This is a genomic window from Rhodoflexus caldus (assembly GCF_021206925.1).
Taxonomy (GTDB): domain Bacteria; phylum Bacteroidota; class Bacteroidia; order Cytophagales; family Thermoflexibacteraceae; genus Rhodoflexus; species Rhodoflexus caldus.
The window spans coordinates 119,086-134,802 of the sequence record NZ_JAJPRF010000008.1; the positions used below are offsets into that span (position 1 = coordinate 119,086).

Here is a 15,717-nt window from a genome sequence, read left to right on the forward strand (position 1 = left end):
GTTTAGTCTAATGAAACCTGCACCCTTGGAAAAGCCTGATACAGGCGTTGTTTGTCCTCAGGTGAAAACCGATTGTTGCCCAATTCAATTAATTTCAATGACTTTATCTGCGACATACAAACCGGGAACGTACTTAACTCGTTGTTCATCAGGTCTATGGCAAGCAGATTGCTAAGTTTGCAAATTTCGTTGGGCAACTGTGTGAGTTTATTCCCCCACAATATTAATACCTGTAAGCGTTGCAATTTAGCTATTTCGGGGGGTAAACTTGAAATTTTATTGGAGTTGAGGTCTAAATTTTCCAGTGCCGATAATTCAAACAGTTCGGCAGGCAGTCGGCTGATTTCATTTTTCCACAGCACAAGTTCGGTGAGCTGGGAGAGTTGCCCTATTTCCTTGGGCAAAGTTGCTATTTTGTTGTAGCTCAGGCTCAGTTGGCACAATGATTTCAGGTTGCTGACCGATGCAGGCACCACGCGCAGTAAGTTGTGCGACATATCGAGGCTTTGCAACATGGGGAGCTCTGCCAATATTTCCGGAATGGTTGTAAAATAATTGTGCGAAAGGTCAAGGCTCTCCAACTGTTTCAGTTGAGAGAAGTCGGTCGGCAGGTTTTCTAACGAGTTCAGCGACAAGTCTAAATGGCGGATTTGTACTGCTTTGGCAAAACCTTGCGGAACCGCTTTCAACTGGTTGTTCTGGATATTGATGTAGGATAACTTAGGCAGGGCTGTCAAATTTCTGGGCAGTGTTTTCAGCCTGTTTTCCGACAAATCAATTTCTTCAAGAGCCAAGGCTGTTTCGGTTTGAGGCATCGTCCAGTTCATAAGCTCATTGCCACTCAGGATGAGTTTTTTCAGGGAACTGAGCGAGTAAATCTGTCGGGGAAACTGTGCATAGCGGTTATCGGACAGGTCTAACGTATGCAAATTGATGAGTAGTGATACGGTTTCGGGTAAGGTTTCCAGCATATTGCCCTGTAATTCAAGTACTTTTAGGTTGCGAAGCATCCCAATTTCCCGTGGCAGCATCATGAGGTTACTTCTTTGTATGCGGACAAATTGCAGGTTGCGCAGTTTTCCGAAATAAGCAGGCAGCGTTCGCAGGTTATAGTTTTCTATGATTAACTCTTGCAGGTTAATCATTTGGGTAATTGCTTCGGGCAATTTTTGCAGCGTGTCGGATGTGCTTTCATCCCAAAAGTCGTCTTGTAGGCGCGTCAGGTGGAGGCGAATAACCTTATGAGGCTCTTTCAGGGCAGTTTCAATAGATGTAACAGGCTTTACTTTGGCCAGTGTTGCCGAGTCGAGCAAACGGATGGTTTTAGGTTGTTGTTGTTGGGGAGGGGAGGAGGCAGGTCTATTTTGTGCCCATATAGGCATAAAACTCCCAAAAGCAATCCAGAAGATACATGCAAAGCGCAATATCGAAGAACAAGAAAAATACATGAAGAACAAGTCGTTTAGCTAATCACCCATTACTGTAACGCTATTTGCGAAATTAAATTTTAATAACGGCGCTCAAAAAGATTATTTTAACTAATTTTGCGCCAAAATTAAGAATTATGGCATCAGCATCTGATTTATCGATGGGTTCTTTCATTAGGTACAACAATGATATTTGTCAAATCATTGAGTGGCAACACCGTACACCCGGCAACCTCCGTGCTTTTTATCAGGCAACTATGCGCAACATTCGCACCGGTGGTAAGGCTGAGGCGCGTTTTCGCCCCGATGAAAGCGTTGAAATTGTTCGTGTAGAAACCCGCGAATTGCAATATCTCTACCGCGAGGGCGATAGCCTTGTATGTATGGACAATGAAACTTACGAACAGCCCTACATCAATGCTTCCTTGTTTGGCGATAGCGTGGATTTCTTGAAAGAAGGCACCATGGTAACGGTGAGCTTCGACGGCGAAACACCGGTACTTGGACAGTTGCCTCATACGGTAGTGCTGGAAATTACTTATACCGAGCCGGGTATCAAAGGCGATACAGCCACTAAAACCCTGAAACCTGCTACACTGGAAACAGGCGCTCAAATCAAAGTTCCTCTGTTCTGCGACATTGGCGAGAAAATCAAGATTGATACCCGCACCCGCGAATACATGGAACGTGTGAAAGAATAATTACGCTAAAAAATTAGGAATGCCGCAGAACAATTCTGTGGCATTTTGTTTTTACTCTACCGGCAACCCTCTGTTGTTAAAATGGCATTACCGCTCTACTCCCAAGCACCTGATTTTACACTGCCTTCAACCTCGGGCAGCAATTTCCGACTCTCACGAGATATGGCAGGCAAGCCTTGCATCATTTACTTCTACCCCAAAGATTTCACTAGTGTATGCACGGCAGAGGCTTGCAGTTTCCGCGACCATTTCGAGGCCTTTCGCAACCTTGATATAGCCGTCATTGGCATCAGCCGCGACAGTATTGCTACTCATCTCCGTTTTATCAAACAATACCAGTTGCCCTTTGAGCTGCTTTCCGATGAAGACGGAAAAGTAACCAAGTTGTATCATGCTGCCATTCCTCTGATAGGTATGCCCAAGCGCATCACATATTTGTTAGATGCCGCCCATAAGATAGTAGCAGTACACGAGGCGTTGTTTGAAGGCAGCGAGCATGTGCGCACCATGCTGCAAGCACTGAATGCCCGACAATAATCCTCGCAAATTGGAGATGACCTCGTTTTGGCAGTCAGTTGTTGAATATTTTTACAATAGCCCTATCGAGCTATTGGGTGCTGTACTCACCGTTATATGTGTGTGGCTGAATACGCGCCAAAATATATGGGGGTGGCCAATCGGTATTTTAAGCATCATCTGCTACATCTGGGTTTTTTACGAAGTCTATCTTTTAGGCGATTTTCTTCTGAATATTTACTTCCTTTTGTTGAGTATTTACGGGTGGTATAATTGGCTGTACGGCAAGGGGAAAGAGGAAAAATTGCCGGTTACTGCACTGCCTTTACAACAATTGGTAACTTATATCATTGTTGGTTCGGTTGCAGCATTTATATTTGGAGAAATTTTGGCAAGATACACGCCCGCTTCCCTGCCGTACTGGGATGCAACCACCACCTCATTCAGTGTGTTGGCGCAGTGGCTGTTGGCCAGAAAAAAAATTGAAAATTGGATTTTTTGGATTTTTGTCAATGTATTATACATAGGTATTTACTTTGCAAAAGACTTGTTTGCTACCAGCTTAGTGTACGCTATTTTGTTGGCATTGGCAGTAAAAGGATATCAACATTGGAAATTAGAACTCAATCATTAACAACACACCCAAGTTTCTCATGCAACAGTTATCTCATGTTTCAGAAGGATTGGCCGCTTTAGGCCTGAAACCAAGCAAGATTTTCTACAACCTGCCTGTTGGCGAGTTGATTGAACTCGCGCTTGCCAGAGGCGAAGGGCAGCTAACCGACGACGGCGCATTGATGTACGATACCGGTAAGTTTACAGGCCGTGCACCCAAAGACCGGTTCATCGTGAAAGATGCCATTACTGCCGATAAAGTATGGTGGGGCGATGTAAATCTTCCGTTTGATGCAGATAAGTTCGATGCCTTGTTGGCAAAAATGATTCAATGGGCGGAGGGTAAAGAACTGTTTGTACGAGATGCTTTTGCAGGTGCCGATGAAAAATACCGCCTTCGCATTCGCGTGATTGGGCAGCAGGCTTCGCACAACCTGTTTTGCCATAATATGTTCATCCGCCCTTCACGGGAAGAACTGCAAGGCTTTGCTCCCGATTTTACCGTGTTGGCCTTGCCTGAGTTTCAGGCAGACCCTGCTGTATTCGGTACGCGCAACCCCAACTTTGTTATCGTTAATTTCACTAAACGAATGGTCATCATTGGTGGCACGGGTTATACCGGTGAAACCAAAAAAAGCATTTTCAGTATCCTGAATTTCCTGTTGCCTGTTAATCATGGGGTTTTGCCGATGCACTGCGGCGCGAACATGGGCAAAGACGGCGATGTAGCGGTCTTCTTCGGTCTTTCAGGTACGGGTAAAACAACGCTTTCTGCCGACCCGAACCGCTACCTGATTGGCGACGATGAGCACGGCTGGTCTGATAACGGAATTTTCAACTTTGAGGGCGGTTGCTACGCCAAAGTAATCAACCTGAGCAAAGAAAACGAGCCCGATATTTGGAATGCTATCCGCTTTGGTTCTTTGCTGGAAAATACGCGTTTCATCGAAGGGACACGTACCGTAGATTTCTCCAATACCAGCGTTACGGAAAATACACGCGTTTCATATCCTATTTACTTTATTCACAACGCCTTAGAGCACTCAATTGGCGGCGCACCGCGTCATATTTTCTTCCTGACCTGCGATGCCTATGGCGTATTACCACCAATTTCTCGCTTGAACAAAGCGCAGGCCATGTACCACTTTGTTTCGGGTTATACAGCCAAAGTAGCGGGTACAGAGTTAGGCGTAACTGAACCTACGGCTGTATTTTCTACTTGCTTCGGTGCACCTTTCATGCCTTTGCACCCTACGCAGTATGCAGAACTGCTCGGCAAAAAATTAGAAGAAAACGAAACAACGGTATGGTTGGTTAATACAGGTTGGACAGGCGGCCCTTATGGAGTGGGTTCGCGTATGAAATTGCCTTATACACGTGCGATGATTACCGCAGCAATGGACGGCAGCCTTGCCAAAATGCCTATGCAGTCGCATAATGTATTTGGTGTGGAAGTTCCTGCCATGTGCCCGGGCGTGCCTGACCACTTGCTGAATCCACGCAATACATGGGCTGATAAAGATGCTTACGATGCTAAAGCACAGCAATTGGCGCAGATGTTCGTGCATAACTTTGAGAAGTTCAGCGAGCTCGCCAATGAAGAAATTCTGGCAGGTGCTCCCAAAGTTGCTGTCAGCTAGTATTCGGTAAGCAACCTTCCGAATAGCATAAGGTATGGAATTCGACAGATTCTATACAAAAGCGCAAGAGATTTGCGAAAAGTGCTTTATTAAAATTGCTGAAATACAGGTATTTAAACCTGACAGGTTTCTAAGACCTGTCAGGTTTATTTATAACAATCTGTCAATTTTATATTTTCGGCAAATTGTATGTCTGACATATCAGCCTTCGGGAAAAAAATTTCAGGTCTATAAACAACAAAGGCTGCCCATCGTTTGGACAGCCTTTGCCATATGGTCAGGATTTACTGCTATTAACCTGCCTGTTGTTCCGTAACAGGTTTCACAATGGTCAATTTCAGTTCATCTTTACCTGCTTCGTGGTCAGCTTGGATGATGTCGCCCTCGGCTATTTCACCCTTCAGCAGTTCCTCGGCGATAGGGTCTTCGAGGTACTTCTGGATAGCCCGATTCAGCGGACGAGCGCCGTATTGCGGGTCATAGCCTTTTTCAGACAGGAAGTCCTTGGCTGCATCCGTAAGCTCGATTTTATACCCCAAGTTGGTGATGCGGTGAAACAGTTTACCCAGCGACAAATCGATAATCTTGTGAATGTGTTCGCGCTCCAATGAGTTGAATACAATCACATCGTCAAGACGGTTGAGGAATTCGGGAGAGAATACCTTCTTCAACGCATTCTGAATTGTGCTTCTCATCAAAGCATCTTGATTTTCGGTTTTGGCTTTGGTCGCAAACCCGATACCTGTGCCAAAATCTTTCAAGTCGCGAACGCCGATGTTCGAGGTCATGATGATGATTGTATTGCGAAAATCTACCCGACGACCCAAACCATCGGTCAAAATACCGTCATCCAGCACTTGGAGCAAGATGTTGAAAACGTCCGGGTGGGCTTTTTCAATCTCATCGAGCAGTACAACGCTGTAAGGCTTGCGACGGATTTTTTCGGTCAATTGGCCGCCTTCTTCATAACCCACATATCCCGGAGGCGCTCCAACCAGTCGCGACACAGAGAATTTTTCCATGTATTCGCTCATGTCTATGCGCACAAGGGCATCTTCGCGGTCAAACAGGTAAGTAGCCAAAACTTTTGCCAATTCTGTTTTACCCACACCCGTAGGGCCTAAGAAGATGAAAGAACCAATTGGTTTTTTAGGGTCTTTCAGGCCGACGCGTGTGCGCTGAATGGCTTTGGTGAGTTTGATAATGGCCTCGTCCTGTCCAATGACTTTACCAATCAGGTCGTCCTTCATGGTGAGGAGTTTCTGGCTTTCGCTTTGTGCTACGCGGTTTACGGGAATGCCCGTCATCATGGCGATAACTTCCGCTACGTTTTCCTCAGTTACCGGATAAATCTGCTTGCGTGTTTCGCTTTCCCAGCGGTTTTTGGCCATTTCCAACTGCTCCATTAAGCGTTTTTCACGGTCGCGGAGCTGTGCGGCTTCTTCGTATTTCTGGCTTTTGACAACCTGATTTTTCTGCTTTTTAATCTGCTCGATTTGTTCCTCGAGTTTGATAATGTCATCAGGTACGTGGATGTTATTGATGTGCACCCTTGCGCCTGCTTCATCCAATACGTCGATGGCTTTATCGGGCAGGAATTTATCGCTAATATAGCGGTCAGACAACTTCACACATGCTTCAATTGCCTCGGGCTCATAGCGCACGTGGTGGTGGTCTTCATATTTGTTCTTGATGTTGTGCAGAATTTCAATGGTTTCTTCCGGTGAAGTAGCTTCTACCATTACCATTTGGAAACGGCGTGCCAATGCCCCGTCTTTTTCGATGTATTGGCGGTATTCGTCCAGCGTAGTGGCACCAATGCATTGGATGTCGCCGCGGGCAAGTGCCGGCTTGAACATGTTGGAGGCATCAAGCGAACCGGAAGCACCGCCTGCTCCTACAATGGTGTGGATTTCGTCGATGAACAGGATGATTTCCGGAGCTTTTTCCAGTTCATTCATTACGGCTTTCATGCGTTCCTCGAACTGTCCGCGATATTTGGTACCTGCTACCAATGAGGCAAGGTCTAAGGTAACTACACGCTTGCCGAAAAGTACGCGTGATACTTTTTTCTCTACAATGCGAAGCGCCAAACCTTCTGCAATGGCTGTTTTACCAACGCCCGGCTCACCTATCAGGATGGGGTTGTTTTTCTTGCGGCGGCTGAGAATCTGTGCCACGCGCTCGATTTCTTTTTCCCTGCCGATGATGGGGTCGAGCTTGCCTTCTTCTGCCATTTTGGTAAGGTCGCGCCCGAAGTTGTCCAGCACGGGGGTGCGTGATTTTTCACCCGGTTTGCTTTCGCTGCCTCTTCCGCCTGCGCTGCTACCCGAACCAAACATGCGTCCGCTGTCATCATCAGGGTCGTCTGTATCGGGCAATTCTGCTGTCGGATTTTGCAGGTGATACTCTAGCAGTTGCCTTACCACATCATGATTCACATTGAAGCGGGCTAATAACTGGGTGGCAACGCTGGTATCATCGCGCAGGATAGCGAGCAGCAGATGCTCGGTGCCTACAATATCGCTTTTGAAGTTTTTTGCTTCCACAACTGTTAGTTTAAGCACTTTTTCAGCCTGACGTGTCAGAGGAATGTTGGCTAAGTTGCGCACGTTAAAGTTTACCGACTTGCGGGTTGCATGTTCAATTGCTTCGCGCAGTTCGTTGAAAGGTACGTTTAGTTTTTTAAGCAGCATAACCCCCATGCTACCTCCCTCTCTGATAAGCCCGAGTGTTAAATGCTCGGTACCGATATAATCATGTCCGAGCCGCAGGGCCTCCTCACGGCTGAGAGAGATTACGTCTTTGACGACTTTTGAAAACTTTGCTTCCATTTAATTCCCCTTTTGGCTTTTTGTAAAGATAGCATTTAAATTTTAAAACCCAAATTTGAAGACCTTTGTTTTACCGCTGCTCAAAGCGGCTTTTTTGCAAATAAAAGATGCTTTGCGGGCCTTCACAAAACAGGAGGTCTAATACTGAAAGATTGTAAACAAAACTTTGACCAAACAATTGGACATAGCCTGCCTTGTCAGTATTATCGGTCGGAATACAGGAAATGCGCCCGCGCATATCGCTGCAACCGTTGCCATAGTCAGCTACATAAGCAGTAGTGGCTGAAATATTGACAGGTAATTTTAAGAAATCAAGACAAAGTGTCAGTAGTTTTAAATTAAACGGTACTAAATATTCCTCGCCTGTGTAAATGATGCGGCGGAAATCCTCTGCATAGTGCTCAAAATAGGGTGCTTTGCCGTAAGCAGAGTAGATAGTGCGCCAGTGAATGTCTTGCCAGCGCTCGCGGTAGTCTATGCGTATTTCAGCGTATGTTTGCTGAGGGGCAGGCTTAACTACGGGGATGCTCAGGCGTTGCACCTGATTGGCTCCCAGCAGGTAGCAGCGATTTCTGCAAGTTTGCTTTTCATAACGGCTTTGCACTTCCACCAAAATATTCTTTTTGTTTGTCAAATAAGCAAAAAAATTGATACTTGGTAAATAGTGTAGGTCAATTATTGCATCGGGCTGCATGTGCGTTGTATTTTTGCCCGAAAGGTAAGAGAAGCAATCTATGTTTACAAGCCAGACCGAAGTGCGCGTGCGCTATGCCCATACCGACCAGATGGGCTATGTTTATTACGGCAACTATGCCGCTTTTTTTGAAATTGCTCGCGTGGAGTCGCTTCGCAGTATTGGTTTGAGTTATAAGGAATTGGAAGCCGCCGGCATTATGATGCCTGTGTATGAAAATTATTCGCGCTATATCGCACCGGCAGGTTTTGATGAATTGCTGACTATCAAAGTTTTTATCAAAGAGTTGCCTTCGGTAAAAATTACTTTCCACTACGAAATTTATAATGAAGCGGCGCAATTGATTCACACCGGACACACGGTGCTCGTATTTATCAACCGCGAAAGCCGCCGCCCGTGCCGCGCACCTCGGGAGCTTGTGGAAGCGTTGAAACCCTACTTTAGTGCCTGATTTTCAGGGATGATGATGTAAGTCATCGTTTATTGGGCGGCTTCTTTGTAAATTAGTTGTATAAAATCACCATTTATACAGCTGTTTTATGGAAACACTCCTGCAAATTACCCCTGTATTGACCGAGATTTTGAATTGTGCCATTAAAGCGCCTTCCGGTCATAATACGCAACCTTGGCGCTTTGTGGTACACAATGAAAAGTCAATAACAATCCATCCTGATTTTACGCGGGCACTGCCTGTGGTAGATGCAGACCATCATGAGCTATACATCAGTTTGGGTTGTGCTTTGGAGAACTTGCTGATTGCTGCGCATCACTACGGCTATTATGCAGATGTTTCTTGCGAAAAAGATGCTTTGCAACAAACGTTCATCAGGGTGGATTTGCTGGAGTCGGATGCAGTTCCGCAAGACCCGTTGTTTGCCTACATCCCGCTGCGGCAGTCCACCAGAAATGAGTACGAGGACATGCAAATCCCCTCACGCGATTTGGCACAGTTGCAAAACTGTTTTCATTTTTCAGATGTAGGCTTGCACATGTTTACTTCGCCAAATGCGATGGCAGAGGTCGTCCCTTTTGTGATGGAAGGAATCAAGCGGCAGTTTGAGAATCCGCAGTTTATAGATGAGCTTGTCAGTTGGTTTCGTTTTTCGGAAAGCGAAGCAGAGGAATGCAAAGACGGTTTGCAAATGGATGTGATGGGCTTGCCGAACATGGGTAAATGGATTGGCAAAGTGGTGATGAAAAACTTTGTGTCGGCAGAAAGTGAAAGCCGGCGATGGAAGGAATTGCTGCACCGTTCGGCAGGTTTGGCTTTGTTTACGGCACAAGAAAACACAGCGGAAAATTGGATACGCGTCGGCAGGGCATTTCAGCGTTTCGCGCTGACTGCCACTAAGTTGCGCATCAGCTATGCGCATGTAAATATGCCTTGCGAAGAGGCCGATGTTCGCGATGCTTTGCGTGCACATTTTCGGCTCGAGGGCATTCCCATGCTGCTGATTCGCATTGGTTATTCAGAGCGGATGTCCTACTCGCTGCGCCGCCCCTTAGAGGATGTGGTAGATGTCGTATTGCCCGATGAATAGGTTAATTTATTGGATTGCAGTTGTATTGTTGCTGGTCAATGGCATAGGAGCACTATTGGGCGGATTTCAATTGATAACCGACCCAAGTGGTGCCACTCTGCAAATGCCTTTGAGTTTTTTGCAGCACAGCCCGTTTGATAATTATCTGATTCCCGGTATTATTTTATTTACTGCCAATGGGTTGCTTAGTATGACAATTGTAGTTTTAATCTTCATGAAATTGCCACAGGCAGGCAAGTGGGTGGCCGCACAGGGAATAATTTTATCGGGATGGATTATTGTACAAATGCTGATGCTGCAAATTTTTTACCCGCCATTGCATCTGACTTTTTTACTGATAGGGCTGATGCTTTTATTGCTGGGTATTTTGATGTCAAAAGCAATTGCAAAATGACGGAAGTCATCTTTTAAATGCATTTTAAATGTTACCTTCATGGCATACTAAAATACCATTCATATGCTTGAACAACATCCCGATGAACTTTTACTGTTTTATAACAGCAAGTTTGTCAATGACCGAAAAATGTATGCACATGCGGAGAGTAATTTCAAACACGTGCGTGCCTTTGACGTAGCCCGACAGCCGATTAAGGGCACGTTGCTGGAAGAAATTGCCATGCGTTTAGATTTACCGCTGTCGGAGTTGCTGCGCGAAAGCGACGGAACTATTCCTAATTTGGGCAATGACAGCGACTACATTAAAATCATACAGCACAACCCCGATATGTTGCGTACGCCAATTGCCATCAGCGATACCAAAGCAATTATCGTAGAATCGCCGGGAGATTTTTCCAAAGTTTAGAAGTAAAAAAACCGACAGGTTGCAAAGACTTGTCGGTTTTTTTATTATTGTTAAGCAGGTGAGCGGATTAATGCGTTCTTTTTTACCGCAGAGTGCGCAAAGGTTTAACCGCATTGTACACAAAGAAAAGACTCATCATAAAAACACTCAGTGCTCTTCGCGTAATACTCAGCGGGCTTTGCGGTAAATTTGAAAGGCCGTTTTAAATTGCTCACTTGAGTAATTGAATACTTTAAAGGGAACTTGTCAAAATCCGCTCACAGGGTCTAACGACCGCTGTTAGGGATTCGGAAAGAGCCTGTGAGCCGTCGCAGATGCTAACAGCGCTTTACATGAAAACAACGTTCTAATTTGCTCAATTATGCTGCTTAGTTAAAAATCAACTTGTAGATATCATTGCCAAAAGCAAATACCATCAACCCCAGCAACAGTATCATACCTACTTTCTGTGCACCTTCCAAAAACGCCTGCGAAGGGGCACGGCCAGATACAATTTCATAGGTCAAAAATACTGCATGACCGCCGTCTAATGCCGGAATAGGCAACAGGTTCATAAAAGCCAGCACCATTGAGAGCAGCCCCACCAGCGACCAGAAGCGCACCCAGTCCCAAGTGCCGCCGAATACTTTTGCGATACCTATGGGGCCACTGAGCGATTTAGTTACGGACATTTCGCCGCGGAACATTTTGCCGAAGGCTTTTAACTGTACAAAAACCACGTCAAAGGCATTCACTGTGCCGCGAACCACCGATTCGCCGAGGCTGTATTGCCGCACGGCTGTTTGCAACAGAAATTCGGGGCGGAATCCGAGCGTGCCCTCAGGTGTTATTTTTACCTGCTTGGTAATTTGCTCGCCTTGGCGCTCAATGGTCAGGGTAACATCAGTTCCTTTGTTGTTTTCCAAAAAGGTTTTCAGATGCTGAAAATAAGCTACCGGAGTTCCGTTGGCGGCTATGATTTTATCGCCGGGCAACAAACCTGCTTTACCTGCCGGCATATCGGGCTGTACCTCGGCTATGACAAACGGATAAAGAGGCTCAATAAACGACATGTTTTGTTTATCGCCGAGTTTATCCATCAGATTGGCAGGAATGGGTATCATCATTTCTTTGCCGTCTCGCAGGATGGTATAGTAGCTGCCCTGTTCAAGGAAGAAACTTGGGTTACGTGCATCTTCGTAGCGTTCCAGCGGTTTGCCGTTGATGGCAATCAGTTTGTCGCCTTCTTTCAGCCCCATTTCTTCGGCCAGTTTACTCACATGAATGCCATGCTTGTTTACTTCGCTGACAGGTAAATAAGTTTCGCCAAGAAAATAGGCAAGCCCGACAAACACTACAATCCCCGTGAGTACGTTTACCGTAATGCCGCCAAGCATTACAATCAGTCGTTGGTAGGCAGGTTTGGCGCGGTATTCCCACGGCTGCGGCGTAGAACTCAGGTTAGCAGTATCCAGGGACTCATCCACCATTCCTGAAATTTTTACAAATCCGCCGAGCGGCAGTGCGCCTACCATATATTCGGTTTCACCTTTTTTAAAGCCAAAAAGTTTAGGCGGGAATCCAATGGAAAACTTTTCCACTCGCATACCAAACCATTTGGCCGGTAACATATGCCCCAATTCGTGCAAACCTACCATAATGGTAATTGCCAGAATTAACTGGGCGGTCATAATCAATCCTTCCATGCTTAAAATTTAAACAGTTAGTACAGCAATCGCTGTATTTGGTCATCACATGAATAAACGCACTGAACAGCGATAAAGTTCTTAATAATCTTTCAACTCTGTTTCGGGCAATTGTGCCAGTGCTTGGGCGAGTTGCTCATCGTTGGGTGCTACTCCATGCCACTTGTGGGAGTGCATCATAAAGTCCACGCCATAGCCCATTTCGGTGCGCATCAAAATAAGGACGGGTTTGCCCTTGCCCGTGAGCGTTTTGGCATGTTGCAGTGCGGCAATTACTTGCTCCAAGTCATTACCATTGGCACACTCGGTTACTTCCCATCCAAAGGCGCGATATTTAGCCCCCAAGTCCATTAAGTCCATCACCTTGCTGACAGGGCCGTCAATTTGCTGGCCGTTTAGGTCAACGGTGGCAATTAAATTATCCACCTTGTGATGAGCGGCGTACATGGCAGCTTCCCAAATTTGCCCCTCCTGTTGTTCACCGTCTCCCATGAGTACATAAACCAAGTGCGGGTCGTTGTTCAGCTTTTTGGTTTGCGCAGCGCCTATGGCCACAGAAAGTCCCTGACCTAACGAGCCGGAAGCTACACGCACCCCGGGCAGCCCTTCTTCCGTTGCCGGATGGCCTTGCAGTCGGGAATTGATTTTGCGGAAAGTCGCCAATTCTTCGGTACTGAAATAGCCAAAACGTGCCAATGTGCTGTACCATACAGGCGAAATATGACCATTAGAAAGGAAAAACAAGTCTTCGCCAATGGCATCGGGTTGGAAGCGCGGGTTATGCTTCATGACAGAGCCGTAGAGAGCTACAAAATATTCCGTACAACCCAGCGAACCGCCCGGATGGCCTGATTGAACAGCATGTACCATGCGCAAAATGTCGCGCCTGATTTGTGTGGCAAGCGTTTTTAGTTTTTGTATGTCGCTCATTTTGAGGGTGTTATGATAAAATATCCCAATCGTGGGAAATAAGTTTTACAACGGGCTGCAAGTTAGTAAAAGTAGGTGGAATGGCAGCTATGCCGCAGTGAGTTGCATAAGTTTCCACACTGTTCCGAGTGCTAATGCAACCGAGTAGCCAATGGTTGCAAGCGTAAAACCAATCAGCGAAGTTGTCAGTGCATAAACAGCCGTCCGAAACCAGTTTCTATTGCTGAGGTGTTTGTATATCACCGCAATGCTTACCACATATCCCGTTATGTAAACAATGAACATAGGCTCGAGCAGTTCCGGCATAACAATTAGCAAAGGATAGGCAATGACCAGCATAAAGTTCCACAGCCCCGACACGTAGGTATGAATCACCATGTGTTCGCCAAAAAAGAGTTGTTTTTTGGGATAGGGAACCCACGACACCCATCCCAATATCGGAATAAAAAGCAGGTATGAAAAACTGAAAGTATCGTTGAGCAGTTGAATCAATATTTTATTGTATTGTTCGGGAGGAACTATTTTTTGAAAATCGGTATTACCCGTTTCTTTTTCGGCGCGTCCTTCTTTTAGCCCTTGCTCAAAGCCTTGCTGTAAGTTGTCCGCCATGCTCTTGTTCAATATCTGTGTGTTGAGCAAGATAAAAGTGGACAGCGTAATGCTGATAGCCAGAAACTTAAACGGATTGGTCAGACGGCTGCGGTCTTCAAACAAATAGCTGTGCACGGCCTTGTGTGGTCGTATCAGCAAGCTATAAAAGGTATAGACCAAACCTTTTTCAAGGTCAAAAGCAATCAGAACATCCTTCCACAATTTAGCCATGCTCAGGCGCGGCAGTGGTTGGGGGGCTTGGTTGTTGGGAGCAGCATCTTCCATCTGATTCTGTGCTGGTGGAATGGCGGCGAGGTTTCGCAAAGTCAATAATCAAATCTGCACAGATTAAACGCATTTCCGGTAGGTATTGTTCCGGTAAAATTTCGTTCTACATGTACATAGTTGGGTGGTTTTGAACGGGAGTTATACACAATAGCATCCAAAATGCGAAAAAACTATTAAATTAGCATCATGCAAATTACGCTTGACCCGGAGACACGGGATTACCTGCGGAAGCTACGCAAGAAAGAGCGAGACAAGAAGCGCTATATCAAGATTTCTGTTATTCTTGCTTTGGATGCAGGTCATTCTGCGCAGGAAGTGGCGGCTATTCTTGGATTAGATGACGCAACGATTTATCGCTATGCTGCCGTGTATCAGAATGTGGGCATCGAAGATTATTTGAAGCAAAATTGGGTGCCTTATGTGGGCAAACTGACCGAAGAGCAACGAGAAGCAATTCGTACAGAGGTTTCTTCCCGTCTTTATATCTCAGCCAGAGCCGTAGCGGCATGGATTGAGTGCACGTTTGGTATTCATTACCACGAAAAACATGTAGTCAAGCTATTGCACAGCTTAGGTTTCCGCTACAAGAAAACGCAGGTTGTGCCCGGTAAGGCTGATGCACAAGCTCAAGAGGCGCACATAGCGGCTTTTGAGCAACTTATGGCTGAAAAAAATGAGAATACAGTCGTATTTTTCAACGACGGCGCGTGCAACGGCGCGTGCAACGGCGCGCATCCGCAGTTCAATACCAATCCTGAGTATGGCTGGATATTGCAGGGCGAAGCCTTTGAAGTACCCAGTCAGACAGGTTGCCAACGACTCAATATTACAGGTGCAGTCAATGCCCAATCTACCGTAGCCTTGTGGGAAAAAATTGAGGCGATTTATCCGGGTAAGCGGATGATTCATATTTGTGATAACGCAGCCTATTACCGCAGTAAGTTAATCAAGGAGTGGCTCAGGGCTCACCCGCATGTAAAGGTGATGTATTTACCGCGTTGCACGCGCCCTTATTCACCAAATCTTAACCCGATAGAGAGGGTTTGGAAACTACTCAAAAAGGAAAAAATCAATTCAATTTGGTATGAGTGTTTTGAAGATTTCAAGCAGGGTATAATGGACTTTTTCAATCATTCCTACCTGTGGGCGATGGAGCTGAAATCGCTGGTAACGCTACGTTTCAGAATAATAGGCTATTGATTTTAGTTTAATCGCAAAGCTCTTGCGCTTGTGTATAGTAGCACTACTGTTTCCACACGCACAAAAGCCCATAGAAATCACAAAAGTTCAATTTCGCACGTCTGCCCGCCTTGCCACAAATGCAATGTTGCAGGCTGGCATTTTCGTTCTACTGCATTGTTTGTTCAAATACTTCATTTTTGCAGTCGCCCAATGCAAAAAGTATTTTCTTTTGCATTTCTGCTTTTAGTTTTTCAATCATCTTTTCGTATGA

15 protein-coding genes are annotated in these 15,717 nt (G+C 45.8%); 9 read left to right on the top strand and 6 right to left on the bottom strand.

The window, feature by feature from the left end; translation table 11 throughout:
* Positions 1-2: 2 nt before the first annotated feature.
* Positions 3-1,382 (bottom strand): leucine-rich repeat domain-containing protein, encoded by a 1,380-nt coding sequence (locus NDK19_RS10705; protein WP_250631874.1) that lies wholly within the window; start codon positions 1,380-1,382, stop codon positions 3-5.
* A 182-nt stretch (positions 1,383-1,564) separates the two neighbouring features.
* Between NDK19_RS10705 and efp the strand changes: the two genes are divergently transcribed.
* The 4 genes from efp (at position 1,565) to pckA (ending at position 4,899) form a co-directional block, all read left to right on the top strand.
* On the top strand, positions 1,565-2,128 hold the full coding sequence (efp, locus tag NDK19_RS10710; RefSeq protein ID WP_250631875.1) for an elongation factor P: 564 nt from the start codon (positions 1,565-1,567) through the stop codon (positions 2,126-2,128).
* A gap of 81 nt (positions 2,129-2,209) precedes the next feature.
* The gene (locus NDK19_RS10715) at positions 2,210-2,665 is read left to right on the top strand and encodes a peroxiredoxin (protein ID WP_250631876.1); all 456 of its coding nucleotides are present in this window, start codon (positions 2,210-2,212) and stop codon (positions 2,663-2,665) included.
* Positions 2,652-3,278, top strand: coding sequence for a nicotinamide riboside transporter PnuC (pnuC, locus tag NDK19_RS10720; RefSeq protein WP_250631877.1), 627 nt, complete (start codon positions 2,652-2,654; stop codon positions 3,276-3,278). Before NDK19_RS10715 ends, pnuC begins: the two co-directional genes overlap by 14 nt.
* Before the next feature lie 19 nt (positions 3,279-3,297).
* Positions 3,298-4,899 (top strand): phosphoenolpyruvate carboxykinase (ATP), encoded by a 1,602-nt coding sequence (pckA, locus tag NDK19_RS10725; protein ID WP_250631878.1) that lies wholly within the window; start codon positions 3,298-3,300, stop codon positions 4,897-4,899.
* Positions 4,900-5,192: 293 nt separating this feature from the next.
* Here the strand turns inward: pckA and NDK19_RS10730 are convergent, their stop codons facing one another.
* Both NDK19_RS10730 and NDK19_RS10735 read right to left on the bottom strand, forming a co-directional pair.
* Positions 5,193-7,733, bottom strand: coding sequence for an ATP-dependent Clp protease ATP-binding subunit (locus NDK19_RS10730; RefSeq protein WP_250631879.1), 2,541 nt, complete (start codon positions 7,731-7,733; stop codon positions 5,193-5,195).
* A gap of 70 nt (positions 7,734-7,803) precedes the next feature.
* Positions 7,804-8,427: a WbqC family protein gene (locus tag NDK19_RS10735; RefSeq protein WP_262910310.1), complete on the bottom strand. Its 624-nt coding sequence runs from the start codon at positions 8,425-8,427 to the stop codon at positions 7,804-7,806.
* Positions 8,428-8,467: 40 nt separating this feature from the next.
* On the opposite strand from NDK19_RS10735, the gene NDK19_RS10740 reads away from it, so the two are divergent.
* From NDK19_RS10740 to NDK19_RS10755, 4 genes are all read left to right on the top strand, one after another.
* Positions 8,468-8,878 (top strand): acyl-CoA thioesterase, encoded by a 411-nt coding sequence (locus tag NDK19_RS10740; protein WP_250631881.1) that lies wholly within the window; start codon positions 8,468-8,470, stop codon positions 8,876-8,878.
* An 88-nt stretch (positions 8,879-8,966) separates the two neighbouring features.
* Positions 8,967-9,968, top strand: a complete 1,002-nt coding sequence (locus tag NDK19_RS10745; RefSeq protein WP_250631882.1) for an Acg family FMN-binding oxidoreductase — start codon at positions 8,967-8,969, stop codon at positions 9,966-9,968.
* Entirely contained in the window at positions 9,961-10,362 is a 402-nt protein-coding gene (locus tag NDK19_RS10750) for a hypothetical protein (RefSeq protein WP_250631883.1), read from the top strand. Before NDK19_RS10745 ends, NDK19_RS10750 begins: the two co-directional genes overlap by 8 nt.
* 63 nt (positions 10,363-10,425) lie before the next feature.
* On the top strand, positions 10,426-10,770 hold the full coding sequence (locus NDK19_RS10755) for a hypothetical protein (RefSeq protein ID WP_250631884.1): 345 nt from the start codon (positions 10,426-10,428) through the stop codon (positions 10,768-10,770).
* Positions 10,771-11,138: 368 nt separating this feature from the next.
* Here the strand turns inward: NDK19_RS10755 and rseP are convergent, their stop codons facing one another.
* From rseP to NDK19_RS10770, 3 genes are all read right to left on the bottom strand, one after another.
* Positions 11,139-12,455, bottom strand: a complete 1,317-nt coding sequence (gene rseP, locus NDK19_RS10760) for an RIP metalloprotease RseP (protein WP_250631885.1) — start codon at positions 12,453-12,455, stop codon at positions 11,139-11,141.
* A gap of 81 nt (positions 12,456-12,536) precedes the next feature.
* Positions 12,537-13,385, bottom strand: a complete 849-nt coding sequence (locus NDK19_RS10765; RefSeq protein ID WP_250631886.1) for a transketolase — start codon at positions 13,383-13,385, stop codon at positions 12,537-12,539.
* Between the two features lie 87 nt (positions 13,386-13,472).
* Positions 13,473-14,261: a DUF3667 domain-containing protein gene (locus NDK19_RS10770; protein ID WP_250631887.1), complete on the bottom strand. Its 789-nt coding sequence runs from the start codon at positions 14,259-14,261 to the stop codon at positions 13,473-13,475.
* Between the two features lie 189 nt (positions 14,262-14,450).
* Between NDK19_RS10770 and NDK19_RS10775 the strand changes: the two genes are divergently transcribed.
* A complete protein-coding gene (locus NDK19_RS10775) occupies positions 14,451-15,464 on the top strand; it encodes an IS630 family transposase (protein ID WP_250631888.1) in 1,014 nt (337 codons plus the stop codon).
* The last annotated feature ends 253 nt before the right edge of the window (positions 15,465-15,717 follow it).

Coding starts and splice junctions, on each gene's coding strand:
- NDK19_RS10735 (WP_262910310.1), bottom strand. CDS start 8,427: ATGCAGCCCGATGCAATAATTGACCTACACTATTTACCAAGTATCAAT.
- NDK19_RS10740 (WP_250631881.1), top strand. CDS start 8,468: ATGTTTACAAGCCAGACCGAAGTGCGCGTGCGCTATGCCCATACCGAC.
- NDK19_RS10715 (WP_250631876.1), top strand. CDS start 2,210: ATGGCATTACCGCTCTACTCCCAAGCACCTGATTTTACACTGCCTTCA.
- NDK19_RS10745 (WP_250631882.1), top strand. CDS start 8,967: ATGGAAACACTCCTGCAAATTACCCCTGTATTGACCGAGATTTTGAAT.
- NDK19_RS10770 (WP_250631887.1), bottom strand. CDS start 14,261: ATGGAAGATGCTGCTCCCAACAACCAAGCCCCCCAACCACTGCCGCGC.
- NDK19_RS10765 (WP_250631886.1), bottom strand. CDS start 13,385: ATGAGCGACATACAAAAACTAAAAACGCTTGCCACACAAATCAGGCGC.
- NDK19_RS10730 (WP_250631879.1), bottom strand. CDS start 7,733: ATGGAAGCAAAGTTTTCAAAAGTCGTCAAAGACGTAATCTCTCTCAGC.
- rseP (WP_250631885.1), bottom strand. CDS start 12,455: ATGGAAGGATTGATTATGACCGCCCAGTTAATTCTGGCAATTACCATT.
- NDK19_RS10750 (WP_250631883.1), top strand. CDS start 9,961: ATGAATAGGTTAATTTATTGGATTGCAGTTGTATTGTTGCTGGTCAAT.
- pckA (WP_250631878.1), top strand. CDS start 3,298: ATGCAACAGTTATCTCATGTTTCAGAAGGATTGGCCGCTTTAGGCCTG.
- NDK19_RS10755 (WP_250631884.1), top strand. CDS start 10,426: ATGCTTGAACAACATCCCGATGAACTTTTACTGTTTTATAACAGCAAG.
- efp (WP_250631875.1), top strand. CDS start 1,565: ATGGCATCAGCATCTGATTTATCGATGGGTTCTTTCATTAGGTACAAC.
- NDK19_RS10705 (WP_250631874.1), bottom strand. CDS start 1,382: ATGCCTATATGGGCACAAAATAGACCTGCCTCCTCCCCTCCCCAACAA.
- pnuC (WP_250631877.1), top strand. CDS start 2,652: ATGCCCGACAATAATCCTCGCAAATTGGAGATGACCTCGTTTTGGCAG.
- NDK19_RS10775 (WP_250631888.1), top strand. CDS start 14,451: ATGCAAATTACGCTTGACCCGGAGACACGGGATTACCTGCGGAAGCTA.